Source organism: Achromobacter sp. MUI-25009338 (genome assembly GCF_057359325.1).
The window spans coordinates 2,220,669-2,233,624 of the sequence record NZ_CM170627.1 but is presented as its reverse complement, the minus strand read 5'-3'; the positions used below and the strand labels follow the sequence as shown (position 1 = coordinate 2,233,624).

13 protein-coding genes are annotated in these 12,956 nt (G+C 69.0%); 8 read left to right on the top strand and 5 right to left on the bottom strand.

The window, feature by feature from the left end; all coding sequences use genetic code 11:
* Positions 1-5: 5 nt before the first annotated feature.
* From AC1IQ6_RS10690 to rpsT, 7 genes are all read left to right on the top strand, one after another.
* On the top strand, positions 6-185 hold the full coding sequence (locus AC1IQ6_RS10690) for a Trm112 family protein (protein WP_102772179.1): 180 nt from the start codon (positions 6-8) through the stop codon (positions 183-185).
* Entirely contained in the window at positions 182-946 is a 765-nt protein-coding gene (gene kdsB / locus AC1IQ6_RS10685) for a 3-deoxy-manno-octulosonate cytidylyltransferase (protein WP_102772180.1), read from the top strand. Before AC1IQ6_RS10690 ends, kdsB begins: the two co-directional genes overlap by 4 nt.
* Positions 947-1,037: 91 nt before the next feature.
* Positions 1,038-1,694 carry an adenylate kinase gene (adk, locus tag AC1IQ6_RS10680; protein ID WP_479731513.1) on the top strand — a complete coding sequence of 219 codons (657 nt, stop codon included), beginning with the start codon at positions 1,038-1,040 and terminating at the stop codon, positions 1,692-1,694.
* A gap of 140 nt (positions 1,695-1,834) precedes the next feature.
* Complete coding sequence (locus tag AC1IQ6_RS10675) at positions 1,835-2,593, top strand: 3-hydroxyacyl-CoA dehydrogenase (protein WP_209165311.1); 759 nt, start codon at positions 1,835-1,837, stop codon at positions 2,591-2,593.
* A 111-nt stretch (positions 2,594-2,704) separates the two neighbouring features.
* A complete protein-coding gene (gene murJ, locus AC1IQ6_RS10670) occupies positions 2,705-4,264 on the top strand; it encodes a murein biosynthesis integral membrane protein MurJ (RefSeq protein WP_479731512.1) in 1,560 nt (519 codons plus the stop codon).
* A gap of 192 nt (positions 4,265-4,456) precedes the next feature.
* The gene (locus tag AC1IQ6_RS10665) at positions 4,457-5,428 is read left to right on the top strand and encodes a FecR domain-containing protein (protein WP_485866296.1); all 972 of its coding nucleotides are present in this window, start codon (positions 4,457-4,459) and stop codon (positions 5,426-5,428) included.
* Between the two features lie 220 nt (positions 5,429-5,648).
* On the top strand, positions 5,649-5,912 hold the full coding sequence (rpsT, locus tag AC1IQ6_RS10660) for a 30S ribosomal protein S20 (protein WP_102772827.1): 264 nt from the start codon (positions 5,649-5,651) through the stop codon (positions 5,910-5,912).
* A gap of 93 nt (positions 5,913-6,005) precedes the next feature.
* On the opposite strand, the gene AC1IQ6_RS10655 is transcribed toward rpsT, so the two are convergent.
* Positions 6,006-6,932: a LysR family transcriptional regulator gene (locus tag AC1IQ6_RS10655; RefSeq protein ID WP_485866295.1), complete on the bottom strand. Its 927-nt coding sequence runs from the start codon at positions 6,930-6,932 to the stop codon at positions 6,006-6,008.
* Between the two features lie 114 nt (positions 6,933-7,046).
* Here AC1IQ6_RS10655 and lysA point away from each other — a divergent pair, with 114 nt between their 5' ends.
* Positions 7,047-8,285, top strand: a complete 1,239-nt coding sequence (gene lysA / locus AC1IQ6_RS10650) for a diaminopimelate decarboxylase (RefSeq protein ID WP_485866294.1) — start codon at positions 7,047-7,049, stop codon at positions 8,283-8,285.
* On the opposite strand, the gene garL is transcribed toward lysA, so the two are convergent.
* Genes garL through AC1IQ6_RS10630 form a run of 4 tightly spaced genes read right to left on the bottom strand, consistent with a single transcriptional unit; the run spans position 8,278 to position 12,937 of the window.
* Positions 8,278-9,045, bottom strand: a complete 768-nt coding sequence (garL, locus tag AC1IQ6_RS10645) for a 2-dehydro-3-deoxyglucarate aldolase (protein ID WP_102772187.1) — start codon at positions 9,043-9,045, stop codon at positions 8,278-8,280. The genes lysA and garL overlap by 8 nt on opposite strands.
* A gap of 34 nt (positions 9,046-9,079) precedes the next feature.
* Positions 9,080-10,081 carry a Bug family tripartite tricarboxylate transporter substrate binding protein gene (locus AC1IQ6_RS10640; protein ID WP_102772188.1) on the bottom strand — a complete coding sequence of 334 codons (1,002 nt, stop codon included), beginning with the start codon at positions 10,079-10,081 and terminating at the stop codon, positions 9,080-9,082.
* A gap of 29 nt (positions 10,082-10,110) precedes the next feature.
* Positions 10,111-11,856 carry an L-arabinonate dehydratase gene (gene araD, locus AC1IQ6_RS10635; protein ID WP_102772189.1) on the bottom strand — a complete coding sequence of 582 codons (1,746 nt, stop codon included), beginning with the start codon at positions 11,854-11,856 and terminating at the stop codon, positions 10,111-10,113.
* A 52-nt stretch (positions 11,857-11,908) separates the two neighbouring features.
* Positions 11,909-12,937 carry an Ldh family oxidoreductase gene (locus AC1IQ6_RS10630; protein ID WP_485866564.1) on the bottom strand — a complete coding sequence of 343 codons (1,029 nt, stop codon included), beginning with the start codon at positions 12,935-12,937 and terminating at the stop codon, positions 11,909-11,911.
* Positions 12,938-12,956: the final 19 nt, after the last annotated feature.

The following is a 12,956-nucleotide window of genomic DNA, read 5'->3' as shown; positions in this document are numbered from 1 at the left end:
CGGTCATGGAATCCCGCCTTCTCGACATCCTCGTCTGCCCCTTGTGCAAGGGCCGCCTCGAACACGACCGGCAGCAGGCCGAACTGGTCTGCCGCGCCGATCGCCTGGCCTTCCCCGTGCGCGACGGCATCCCCGTCATGCTGGAATCGGAAGCCCGCGCGCTCGACGACGCCCCGGCAGCATGAGCTTCATCGCCCTCATCCCGGCGCGCACCGCCTCCACCCGCCTGCCCGACAAGCCGCTGGCCGACATCGCCGGCAAGCCCATGGTGGTGCGCACGGCCGAACGCGCCGCCCGGTCCGGCGCCGAGCGCGTCTACGTCGCCACCGATGACGCCCGCGTCATGCAGGCCGCGCAGGCCCACGGGCTGCAGGCGCTGATGACCCGCGCCGACCACCCCACCGGCACCGACCGCCTGGCCGAGGCGGTGGAGCAGCTCGGCCTGGCCGACGACGCCATCGTGGTCAACGTCCAGGGCGACGAGCCGCTGATCGAACCCACGCTCATCGACGCCGTGGCCGCCAAGCTGCAGGCCAGCCCGCAGGCCGACATCGCCACCTGCGCCTGCCCCCTGGCCGACGCCGAAGCGCTGTTCAACCCCAACGTGGTGAAACTGGTCTGCGGCGCGGACGACCGCGCCCTGTATTTCTCGCGCGCGCCCATTCCGTGGGCCCGCGACGCCCTGGCCGGCGGCGAGCGCGTGCTGGCCCAGGGCCTGCCTGCCTGGCATCACATCGGCCTTTATGCCTACCGCGTTTCTTTCCTGCGCCGCTATCCGGCGCTGCCGCAGGGCGCGCTGGAGCGTTTCGAAGCGCTGGAACAGCTGCGCGCCATGGAGCACGGCCACGTCATCGTCGTCCATCGGGCGTCCCACCCTCCTGCGGCCGGCGTAGACACCCCGGCCGACCTGGAGCGCGTGCGCCAGGTTTACGCCAGCCAAACCTAGGGTTATTTCCTATGGCGCGGCCCCGCAGCGGCTGCTGCATTGCGGCATAATTCCCCGGATCACAAAAAATAAACCCCATTCAGGAGCACTCATGCGTCTCATCTTGCTCGGACCTCCCGGCGCCGGGAAAGGCACCCAGGCCGCGTTTCTCACCCAGCACTTCGGCATTCCCCAGATCTCCACCGGCGACATGCTGCGCGCGGCGGTGAAGGCGGGCACGCCGCTGGGGATCGAAGCCAAGAAGGTCATGGACGCCGGCGGCCTGGTCTCCGACGAGATCATCATCGGCCTGGTGCAGGACCGCCTCAAGCAGCCCGACTGCGCCAACGGCTATCTGTTCGACGGCTTTCCCCGCACCATCCCGCAGGCCGACGCGCTGAAGAGCGCCGGCGTCAAGCTGGACTACGTGGTGGAAATCGAAGTCCCCGAAGAGGACATCATCGAACGCATGAGCGGACGCCGCGTGCACCAGCCCAGCGGCCGCAGCTACCACGTGCGCTTCAACCCGCCCAAGGTCGAAGGCCGCGACGACGTCACCGGCGAGGAGCTGATCCAGCGCGACGACGACCGCGAGGAAACCGTGCGCAACCGCCTGTCCGTGTACCGCGAGCAGACCCGCCCGCTGGTCGACTACTACTCGTCCTGGGCCCAGAAGGACCCGGCCGGCGCGCCCAAGTACCGCAAGATCTCGGGCGTCGGCGCGGTCGACGAAATCAAGTCGCGCCTGTTCGAGGCCGTCAAGAGCTGATACGGCGTTTCGATGGCTAGACGGCCCTCGGCGCCGGCCGGACGCGACGCGTTCCGGTCCCGGCCCGGGGGCCTTTCAGTTTTTATGTTCGGCGCGAGCCGCGCCGCTTTTATCCCTTGAATTGATCTGGTGGTAGAGACATGGAAATCGCGAACAAGGTATTCATTGTTACGGGTGGCGCTTCCGGACTGGGCGCGGGCACCGTGCGCATGCTGGCGGAAAACGGCGCCAAGGTCGTCATCGCCGACGTCCAGGACCAGCCGGGCGAGGCCCTGGCCAAGGAACTGGGCCAGCGCTACGTGCACTGCGACGTCACCCAGGAAGCCGACGGCAAGAAGGCCGTGGCCGCGGCCCAGGAACTGGGCGCCCTCTTCGGCCTGGTGAACTGCGCCGGCGTGGCGCCCGCCGCCAAGATCGTGGGCAAGAACGGCGCGCATCCGCTGGATCTGTTCCAGAAAGTCATCTCGATCAACCTGATCGGCGGCTTCAACATGATGCGCCTGGCCGCCGAGGCCATGAGCGCCAACCAGCCCGAGCCCACCGGCGAGCGCGGCGTGCTCATCAACACGGCCTCGGTCGCCGCCTTCGACGGCCAGATCGGCCAGGCGGCCTACGCCGCCTCCAAGGCCGGCGTGGCCGGCATGACCCTGCCGATCGCGCGCGACCTGGCCCGCACCGGCATCCGCTGCATGACCATCGCCCCGGGCATCTTCGGCACGCCCATGGTTTTCGGCATGCCGCAGGAAGTGCAGGATTCGCTGGCCGCCAGCATCCCCTTCCCTTCGCGCCTCGGCCGCCCGGAAGACTACGCCAAGCTGGTCCACAGCATCATCACCAACGAGATGCTCAACGGCGAAACCATCCGTTTGGACGGCGCCATCCGCATGCCTCCCAAATAAAGAGACTTTCTTTCACGGGGAAAGGCGCGTTTTCTTGCGAAGACGGCGGCTTTCCCCCAGTATCCATGTTTTGCGGGGCCAGTCGGCCCCTTTTTCATTACCCAGCTTCCCATGAGCCTGTTCCGTTCGGCGGCCACGGTCAGCAGCTTCACGCTGCTGTCGCGCATTTCCGGCCTGATCCGCGACATCCTGGTGGCGCGCGCCTTCGGCGCCGGCCCGCTTACCGACGCATTCTGGGTCGCTTTCCGCATTCCCAACCTGCTGCGCCGGCTGTTCGCCGAGGGCGCTTTCGCGCAGGCCTTCGTGCCCATCCTGGGCGCGGCGCGCAACAACCGCAGCCCCGAAGAAGTCCGCGCCCTGCTCGACCGCGTCGCGCTGCTGCTGACCGCGGCGCTGATGCTGATCACGCTGGCCGGCATCATCGCCGCGCCCTGGGTGGTGTCGGCCATGGCCAGCGGCCTGCGCGGCGCCGACCGCGACACCGAGTTCGGCGCCGCGGTCTGGATGACGCGGATGATGTTCCCGTACATCTTCTGCATGTCGCTGGTGGCCTTCGCCTCGGGCGTGCTCAACACCTGGCGCCGCTTCGCCGTGCCGGCCTTCACGCCGGTGCTGCTGAACCTGTCCATGATCGCCGCCTGCCTGTGGCTGGCGCCGCGCGCGGACGTGCCCATCTACGCGCTGGCCGTCGGCGTGATGATAGGCGGCGTGGCGCAGCTGGCGGTGCAATGGGTGGCGCTGGCGCGGCTGGGCCTGACCCCGCGTTTTTCGCTGCGGCTGCGCCAGGCCTGGGCCGATCCCACCGTGCAGCGCATCCTCAAGCAGATGGCGCCGGCCACGCTGGGCGTATCGGTGGCCCAGCTCTCGCTGCTCATCAACACCAATATCGCCACCTGGCTGCGGCCCGGCAGCGTGACCTGGCTGTCGTTCGCCGACCGCCTGATGGAGTTCCCCACCGCCCTGCTCGGCGTGGCGCTGGGCACCGTGCTGCTGCCCAGCCTGTCGGCCGCCCACGCGCGCGACGACCGCGACGGCTACAGCGGCCTGCTGGACTGGGGCCTGCGCCTGGTGCTGCTGCTGGGCCTGCCGGCCGCCGTCGGCCTGGCGCTGCTGTCCGACGGCCTGGTCGCCACCCTGTTCCACTACGGCGCCTTCGCGGCCGAGGACGTAGCCCAGACCCGGCTGGCGGTGGTGTCGTACTCGGCGGGCCTGATCGGCCTGCTGGCCGTCAAGATCCTCGCTCCCGGCTTCTACGCCAAGCAGGACATCCGCACCCCGGTCAAGATCGCCATCGGCGTGCTGGTGGTGACGCAGCTGCTCAACGTGGCGCTGGTGCCGCTGATGGCGCACGCCGGCCTGGCGCTGGCCATCGGTCTGGGCGCCTGCCTCAATGCGCTGGCCCTGCTGATCGGCCTGCGCCGCCGCGGCGTCTACCAGCCCGGCCCGGGCTGGACCTCGTTCGCCCTGCGGCTGCTGCCGGCGCTGGCCGCGCTGGCGGCGCTGCTGTGGTTCGCCGACGGGCGCATCGACTGGATCGCGCTGCAGGCCCATTCCTGGCTGCGCGTGGCCTGGCTGGCCGGCGTGCTGGCCGCCAGCGGCGTGGTCTATTTCGGCGTCTTGTTACTGTTTGGCTTCCGCCCGCGGGACTTCGGGCGGCGCCGCGCGAGCTGAAACCGGCGGTATCGACCGGCATCTCCACAAAAAGCCGGTCGAGCGCCGGCTTTTTTTGCATTAGTCCCGTCAAGAATTGACAAGCTACCGGTAATCTTTGGTAAAAAACCTTTATTATTTACAAATTGCCATCGAACGGAACCCCAGGGACCTCATGCGGGACATGAAGTGAAGTACGCCCAAGGACAACCCATGGCGGACCAGGTCATCAACTGGCTGCTGCTGTTGCGCTCAGGCCAGGCGACGGCGCAGGACTACAGCGATTTCCTGGCCTGGCGCGCGGCCGATCCGGCCCACGAGACTGCCTGGCAGCAACTGACGGGCACGCTCGAAGGGTCGTCGTTCGGCCGGCTCGGCGACGCCTATCCGGCCGGCTACGCCAGCGCCGGCCAGGCCGCCGCGCCGGCCCTGCTTGTGCCGCCCCCCGCTCCCATCGCGCCGCCGCGCCGCCGTTTCCTGGCCGGCGCGCTTGCGCTTGCCGGCACCGGCGCCTGTGCGGCCTACGTGGGCAACGCCTTCTATCCGCTGGGCAATGTCGCGGCCGACGCCGCGACCGCCACCGGCGAACGGCGCCGCTACGTGCTGTCCGACGGCAGCCAGCTGCTGCTGGACGCGCGCAGCCGGGTCAATCTCGATTTCACGCCCGCCTACCGCCAGGTGCACCTGCTGGACGGCGCCGTCACGGTGTCGGTGGCGCCCGACGCGCGCCGCCCCTTCCTCGTGCACACGGCGCAGGGCACGGTGCGCGCCCTGGGCACGCGCTACATGGTGCGGCAGCAGGCCCAGCGCACGCTGGTGGTGGTGCACGAGCACGAGGTCGAGGTCGAAACCATGTCGGGGGCCCACGGCACCGTGCGCGCCGGCACCGGCGCCCGTTTCGACGCCTCCCGCATGGACACCCCGCGCGCCGAGCTCATGGCCGAGGCGGCCTGGGAAGCCGGCTGGGTCGAGGCCCGCGGCCGCCCGCTGGCCGAAGTGATCGCGGCGCTGCGCCCGTATCGCAGCGGCACGCTGCGCGTGTCCATGGCCGCCGGCGGCCTGCCCGTCTCGGGCCACTTCCCGCTGGACGACACCGACGCCGCGCTCGACACGCTCAGGGACATGATGCCCATCAACGTGCGCCGTTTCACGCCCTGGTTCGTGTCCATCAACGTCGCAGCCTGACAACGCCCCGTTCCCGCCGCGCCGCTGCCGGGCGCTTCGTTGTATACTCATCACAGTGTTTTTATCCAGTAGGCGCCGCGGTTCCTCCCCGGGACTTCGCTCGCAGCGCCCCCCGCCCGGTTGACGGGCGCTCCATCGGCAGACTTGACATTAAAAGCTTGCATTCCCTCCGGGACTTGCTACAATGTTCGACTTTGCCGAATTCAACTTATATAGCAACATGGCCAATACCGCCCAAGCCCGCAAGCGCGCTCGCCAATCCGTTGAGCGCAACAAGCACAACTCCAGCCTGCGCTCGATGCTGCGCACCGCGATTAAGCGCGTTCGCCAATCCATTGCCGCTGGCGACAAGGCTGCGGCAGGCGAAGTGTTCCGTAAGGCCTCGAGCGTGATCGATCGCGTGGCCGACAAGAACATCATCCACAAGAACAAGGCCGCTCGCCACAAGAGCCGCCTGGCTGCCGCCATCAAGGCGCTGGCCTAAGCCATTCTGCCGCCCCGGCCTACGGGGCGTCACGAATACGGCAAATGAAAAAGGATGCCCGCGGGCATCCTTTTTTGCGTCCGGCGCCCGCCCCTATCGCAGGCTGGCCTCCAGGCTGAACCCCAGGCGCGCCTCGATCGCCGCGGCCGCCTCGCGCAGCGAGGCCATGAACGCGCCGACCAGCGGATTACCCGGCCGGTGCTCCGGGAACACCACGTTGACCCGGAACGGAAACGAATGCGCCAGCGGCCGGATGTGCAGGCCGCGCCCGGCGAAATCCAGCGCGGTCAGCGGATTGACGATGGCCGCGCCCAGCCCCTGGCGCACGAAGGTGCAGACCGAGACCGCCGTGGGCGTCTCGACGATGGAGCGCCGCAGCACGCCGGCCGCGGCGAAGGCCTCGTCGATCTGGATGCGGTAGGGATCGGTCGAGGACAGGCTGACGAAGGCCTGGCCCTCGAAGTCGGCCAGCGCGATGCGCGGCCGCGCCAGCAGCGGATGCCCGTCGGGCAGCGCGCAGACCTCGTCGACCTGCAGCAGCAGTTCCACCCGCGTGCCGGCCGGCGCCGCGTCGTGCTCGGTCAGGCCCAGGTCGTAGCGCTGGGCGCTCAGCCATTCCTCCAGCAGCGGCGACTCCTGCGTCTCCACCGTCAGGCTCACGCCGTCGTGGCGCTCGTGAAAGCGCCGGAACGCATCGGGCAGAATGGAATGCGAGAACGCCGGCAAGGCGATGAGCGACAGCTGCCCGCCCTTGAACGCGCGCAGGCGCGCCGCGGCCGAGGCCACCCGCTCCAGGCCGGCATAGGACTGGCGCACCTCGTCATACAGCGCCAGGCCCGGCATGGTGGGCCGCAGGCGCCCCGCCACCCGCTGGAACAGCGCAAAGCCTACGGCGCGCTCCAGGCGCGCCAGTTCGCGGCTCACGGTGGGCTGGGACGAACCCAGCAGCTCGGCCGCCTTGGTCACGCCGCCGGCGATCATCACCGCGCGGAAGACTTCGATATGCCGATGCGTCAGCATGCCTTGCTCATATCCAGAATGAATCGATCCACGAAATCAAAGCATTTTACTGGATGACCGAAGCCGGGCATCATGCCGCCTGGTTTCACATTCCGCTTGAGGTTTACGCCCGCCATGGCTTTCGATCCGCGCCAACTCACCCGACTCGCCGCCGAACACGGCACGCCGCTATGGGTCTACGACGCCGCCGTCATCCGCGAGCGCATCGCGCAGCTGCGCCGCTTCGACACCATCCGCTATGCGCAGAAAGCCTGCTCGAACCTGCACATCCTGCGCCTGATGCGGGCCGAAGGCGCGGTGGTGGACGCGGTCTCGCTGGGCGAGATCGAACGCAGCCTCGCGGCCGGCTTCCAGCCCCGTGGCGAGCCCGAAGGCATCGTCTTCACCGCCGACCTGATCGACCACGCCACGCTGGCCGCCGTGCTCAAGCACGGCATCACGGTCAACGCCGGTTCGCTGGACATGCTGGACCGCGTCGGCCAGGCCGCGCCGGGCCATCGCGTGTGGCTGCGCATCAACCCCGGCTTCGGCCACGGCCACAGCAACAAGACCAACACCGGCGGCCCGCAAAGCAAGCACGGCATCTGGATCGGCGACCTGGCGCAGGCCATGGCCATCGTGCGCCGCCACGGCCTGAAGCTGGTCGGCATCCACATGCACATCGGCTCGGGCGTGGACTACGCTCACCTGTCCAGCGTGTGCAACGCCATGGTCGACGTGGTGGCCGCGCTGGACCATGACATCGAAGCCATTTCCGCCGGCGGCGGCCTGTCGATTCCGTACCGCGACGGCGAGCCGCGCATCGACTGCGACCACTATTTCCAGCAATGGGACGCGGCGCGCCGGCGCATCGCCGAACGCCTGGGCCATCCGGTGCGTCTGGAGATCGAACCCGGCCGCTTCCTGGTGGCCGAGGCCGGCGCGCTGGTGGCCGAGGTGCATTCGATCAACCGCCGCCCCGAGCGCGATTTCGCGCTGGTGGACGCGGGCTTCAACGACTTGATGCGCCCGGCCATGTACGGCAGCTATCACCGCATTTCGGTGCACGCGCCGGACGGCCAGACCCCGGAATCGCCGGCCGTCCGCATCGCGGTGGCCGGCCCGCTGTGCGAATCGGGCGACGTGTTCACGCAGGATGCCGGCGGCGTGGTCTCCGACCAGCTGCTGCCGCGCCCGCGCATCGGCGATTTCCTGGTGTTCCATAGCGCCGGCGCCTACGGTTCGTCGATGTCGTCGAACTACAACAGCCGGCCGCTGGCGCCCGAGGTGCTGCTCGACGGCGGCCAGGCGCGGCTCATCCGCCGCCGCCAGACCGTCGCCGAGCTGCTGGCGCTGGAAGAAACGCCTACTTGAGAAAGGCCTCGCGCAGGGCGAAGGTGGCCTGCTTGAACACGCCCAGGTCGGTGCCCACGGCCACGAAGTGCATGCCCATGTCCAGGTAGCGCCTGGCGTCGGCCTGGACCGGCGCCAGGATGCCCACCGCCTTGCCCCGGGCGCTGACGCGCTGGTACAGGTGGCGGATGACTTCCTGGACCTCCGGGTGGCCGGGATTGCCCAGGTGGCCCAGCGCGGCGGCCAGGTCGGACGGGCCGATGAACACGCCGTCCACGCCCTCGACCGCCGCGATCTCGTCGACCGCCTCGATGCCGGGGCGGCTTTCGATCTGCAGCAGCACGCAGATGTTGTCGTTGACCGTTTGCAGGTAGTCCGGCACCGTGCCATACCGGTTGCTGCGCTGCATGCCCGCCACGCCGCGCATGCCCTGCGGCGGATAGCGCGTGGCGGCCACCGCCCGGCGCGCGTCCTCGGCGGACTCGATGAACGGAATCAGCAGGTTGTAGAAGCCGATGTCGAGCAGCCGCTTGATCTCGACCGGATCGTTCCAGGACGGCCGGCCCACCGCGGCGCTGGCGCTGCCCTGCAGGGCCTGCAGCTGCTGCAGGAACATCGGCACCTCGTTGGGGGAGTGCTCGCCGTCCAGCAGCAGCCAGTCGAAGTCCGCCAGCCCCGCGAGTTCCGCGGTGATGTGGCTGGACATGCTCATCCAGAAGCCGATGAGCCGCTCGCGGGCCAGGATGCGCTGGCGGAAGCGGTTGGGTAAGGGTGAATTCATTGCTGCCTTTTCGTCAGAAAAAATGAATGTCCGCTCAATCGAGCTTGGCGCCGGAGGCCTTGGCCGCCTTGCCCCATTTGGCGATCTCGGCCTCGACGAAGGCCGAGAACGACTTGGGATCGTCGGCCACCACCACGAAGCCCACGCTCTCCAGCTTCTGCCGGATCTCGGCCGAGGACAAGGCCTTGACGGTCGCCTGGTTCAGCTTCTGGATCACGGCCGGCGGCGTGTTGGCCGGCGCGGACAGGCCGAACCAGGACTCGGCCGAAAAGCCCGGATAGCCCGATTCGGCCACCGTGGGCGTGTCGGGATAGGCGGGATTGCGCTTGGCGCTGGCCACGGCCAGCGCGCGCAGCTTGCCCGACCGGACCTGCGGCAGCAGCGTGTCCTGGTTGAGGAACATTACCGACACGCGCCCGCCGATCATGTCGGTGATGGCCGCCGCGCCGCCCTTGTAGGGCACGTGCACCAGGTCGATCTTGGCGGCCTGCTCCAGCATTTCCATCGCCAGGTGGCCGGACGAGCCGCTGCCGGAACTGGCGTGCGTGTACTTGCCGGGATTCTCGCGCGTGAGCTTGATGAATTCGGCGAAGGTCTTGCCCGGGAACTCGTTGTTGGCCACCAGCACATTGGGGCCGGTGGCCAGCAGCGAAATATGCGCGAAGTCGCTGTTGCGGTACGGCATGTTCTTGTAGACCGAATAGCTGATGGCGTTGGAGCCCACGCCGGACAGGAGCAGCGTGTAGCCGTCGGCCGGCGCCTTGGCCACCATGTCGGAGCCGATGTTGCCGTTGGCCCCGCCCTTGTTCTCGACCACCACGGTCTGCCCCAGCTCCTTGGACAGCTCCGCGGCCAGCAGCCGGCCCACCGAATCGGTGCTGCCGCCGGCCGGGAAAGGCACCACCAGCTTCAATTGCCTGGCGGGCCAGGCCTCGCCCTGCGCGGTCGCCGCCACCGGCAGCAAAGCCAGCGCGCCGGCCGCCGCCGCGGCCAGGGTGATCAGGCGTCTGCGCGCCCGGTGATTGTTATGTCCCATGCTTGTCTCCTCGGTGCCCGGTGTCCGGGTCAGTGAATTTCAGGCTCGCCCGCGGCCGCAGCGCGCGTTTCGGTCTGAAGAAAATCGAAATCGCAGCCGGTGTCGGCCTGGCCGATGTGCTTCAGGTAGAGCACGCCATAGCCGCGCTCGAAGCGCGGCGGCGGCGCCTGCCAGGCGGCGCGGCGCGCGGCCAGCTCGGCCTCGGGCACCAGCAGTTCCAGGCGCCGCGCGGGCACGTCCAGCGAAATGCGGTCGCCGTCGCGCACCAGCGCCAGCGGGCCGCCGACATAGGCCTCGGGCGCCACGTGCAGCACGCAGGCGCCGTAGCTGGTGCCGCTCATGCGCGCGTCGGAAATCCGCACCATGTCGCGCACGCCCTGCTTCAACAGCTTTTGCGGAATCGGCAGCTGGCCCCATTCCGGCATGCCGGGCGCGCCCTGCGGGCCGGCGTTCTGCAGCACGATCACGCTGTCGGCGTCCACGTCCAGTTCGGGATCGTCGATGCGCGCGGCCATGTCGTTGTAATCCTTGAACACCACCGCGCGGCCGGTGTGCACCTGCAGCCGCTCCTCCATGGCCGGCGGCTTGATCACCGCGCCGTCCGGCGCCAGGTTGCCGCGCAGCACCGCCAGCCCGTCGCGCTCGATCAGCGCCTGCTCGCGCGTGCGGATCACGTCCTCGTTGAAGATGCGCGCGCCGGCGATGTTCTCGCCCAGCGTGCGGCCGTCGACCGTGCGCTGGGCGGTGTCGAGCAGGTCGCCCAGCTGCACCAGCATCGCGCGCAGGCCGCCCGCGTAGTAGAAATCTTCCATCAGGTACTTGCCGGCAGGACGCAGATTGGCCAGCACCGGCGTGGTGCGGGCCAGGTGGTCGAAGCGGTCCAGATCGAGGTCGAAGCCGCTGCGCCGCGCCATCGCGATCAGGTGCACCACGGAGTTGGTCGAGCCGGACAGGGCCAGCACCGTGCGCACCGCGTTGTCGTAGGACGCGGCGGTCAGCAGGTCGGAAGGCTTCAGGTCCTCCCACACCATTTCCACGATGCGCTTGCCGGTCAGGCTGGCCATCTGCGCGTGGCGCGAATCCGGCGCCGGGATCGAGGACGCGCCCGACAGGCACAGGCCCAGCGCCTCGACCGCGCCCGTCATGGTGGAAGCGGTGCCCATGGTCATGCAATGGCCCGGCGAACGCGCGATGCCGTCCTCCACACCCTGCCAGTCTTCCTCGGTGATGTTGCCGGCGCGCAGCTCGGCCCAGTATTTCCAGGTGTCGGAGCCCGAGCCCAGGGTGTTGCCGTTCCAATTGCCGCGCAGCATGGGGCCGGCCGGCATGAAGATGGTGGGCAGGTTCATGGAGATCGCGCCCATGATGAGCGCGGGCGTGGTCTTGTCGCAGCCGCCCATCAGCACACAGCCGTCGGCCGGATAGGAGCGCAGCAGCTCTTCCGTTTCCATCGCCAGCAGGTTGCGGTAGAGCATGGTGGTGGGCTTCTGGAACGGCTCGGACAGGCTCATGGCCGGCATTTCCACCGGGAAGCCGCCGGCCTGCCAGATGCCGCGCTTGACCTCTTCCACACGCTGCTTGAAGTGGCTGTGGCAGGGGTTGATGTCGCTCCAGGTATTGATGATGGCGATGACCGGCTTGCCCGCATAGTCGGAGCGGTGGTAGCCCATCTGCGCGGTGCGCGAACGGTGGCCGAAGGACCGCAGGTCCCGCACGCCGTACCAGCGGTGGCTGCGCAGCTCCTCGGGCTTCTTGCGCTTGTCTGAATTGCTCATGTCTCGGTTCCTCTGCGCTTTGGCTAGGCTAGGGTTATAGGAATAAAAGAAGTCAGGCGCCGTCCAGCAGATAGGGCACGTCCGCGCGTACGCATATGCCGCGCAGGCGTTCGGCCAGCGCGGCGGGAATCGGAATGCCCTGGCGCAGCCGGCGCGCGCGCTCGGCGGCCTCGGGCTCGCCGGCGACCAGCACGGGCTCGTCGGGCCGGGCAGCTGGCGTATCGTGCATGGTATCGATCAGTTCGTCCATGTCGGACTCGAACGAACCGGTCGCGCGGAACGCGTCCGGATTCAGCGCCAGGAAGAAATGCCCCACGTCGTCCGGCTCGCCGGGACGGCGCGTGGGCGCGCGGCGCACCGCCAGCGCGCTGCCGCTGAGCGTGCCGCCCAGGATCTGCGCCATCATCGCCAGGCCGTAGCCCTTGTGGCTGCTCATGGCGGCCGTGCCGCCCAGCGGCGTCAGCCCGCCGTCGGGGCGGTCGAAGATGAACTGCATGGCGGCGCCGGCGTCGGTCACGGGCTCGCCCTGGCCGTCCACGGCCCAGCCCGGCGGCAACGGCTTGTCCAGGAAGTCGTAGACCTTGACCTTGTTGGCCGCGACCGTGGTGGTGGCCATGTCCAGCACGAAGGGCTCGTGATAGGCGGCTGGCGCGCCGAAGGCGATGGGATTAGTGCCCAGCATGGGCATGGCCCCGCGCGTGGGCACCATGATGATGCCGTTGGCGCTGCTGGCCACCAGCCCGACCGCGCCGCGCTCGACCGCGATGCGCGCATAGATGCCGGCGGCGCCGAAGTGATGCGAGTTGCAGACCGACACCGCGCCCACGCCGTGTTCCAGGGCCTTGTCCACCGCCAGGTTCATGGCCAGCGCGGCGGCCGGATAGCCCAGCCCGCCCATGCCGTCGATCAGCGCGCTGGCCCCGCCGTCGCGCACGATGCGCGCCCGTGCATCCAGGCGCAGCGTGCCGGCGCGCCATTTGTCTTCATACGCGGGCAGCATCGAAATGCCGTGCGAATCGACCCCGAGCAGGTCGGTGCCGGCCATCAGCTCGGCGGTGGTGGCCGCCAGGTCCGGCGCCATGCCCCATGCCTGCAGCACC

Excerpts from the sequence above, each read along its gene's own strand:
- AC1IQ6_RS10690 (WP_102772179.1), top strand. The coding sequence starts at position 6 with ATGGAATCCCGCCTTCTCGACATCCTCGTCTGCCCCTTGTGCAAGGGC.
- kdsB (WP_102772180.1), top strand. The coding sequence starts at position 182 with ATGAGCTTCATCGCCCTCATCCCGGCGCGCACCGCCTCCACCCGCCTG.
- adk (WP_479731513.1), top strand. The coding sequence starts at position 1,038 with ATGCGTCTCATCTTGCTCGGACCTCCCGGCGCCGGGAAAGGCACCCAG.
- AC1IQ6_RS10675 (WP_209165311.1), top strand. The coding sequence starts at position 1,835 with ATGGAAATCGCGAACAAGGTATTCATTGTTACGGGTGGCGCTTCCGGA.
- murJ (WP_479731512.1), top strand. The coding sequence starts at position 2,705 with ATGAGCCTGTTCCGTTCGGCGGCCACGGTCAGCAGCTTCACGCTGCTG.
- AC1IQ6_RS10665 (WP_485866296.1), top strand. The coding sequence starts at position 4,457 with ATGGCGGACCAGGTCATCAACTGGCTGCTGCTGTTGCGCTCAGGCCAG.
- rpsT (WP_102772827.1), top strand. The coding sequence starts at position 5,649 with ATGGCCAATACCGCCCAAGCCCGCAAGCGCGCTCGCCAATCCGTTGAG.
- AC1IQ6_RS10655 (WP_485866295.1), bottom strand. The coding sequence starts at position 6,932 with ATGCTGACGCATCGGCATATCGAAGTCTTCCGCGCGGTGATGATCGCC.
- lysA (WP_485866294.1), top strand. The coding sequence starts at position 7,047 with ATGGCTTTCGATCCGCGCCAACTCACCCGACTCGCCGCCGAACACGGC.
- garL (WP_102772187.1), bottom strand. The coding sequence starts at position 9,045 with ATGAATTCACCCTTACCCAACCGCTTCCGCCAGCGCATCCTGGCCCGC.
- AC1IQ6_RS10640 (WP_102772188.1), bottom strand. The coding sequence starts at position 10,081 with ATGGGACATAACAATCACCGGGCGCGCAGACGCCTGATCACCCTGGCC.
- araD (WP_102772189.1), bottom strand. The coding sequence starts at position 11,856 with ATGAGCAATTCAGACAAGCGCAAGAAGCCCGAGGAGCTGCGCAGCCAC.
- AC1IQ6_RS10630 (WP_485866564.1), bottom strand. The coding sequence starts at position 12,937 with ATGGCGCCGGACCTGGCGGCCACCACCGCCGAGCTGATGGCCGGCACC.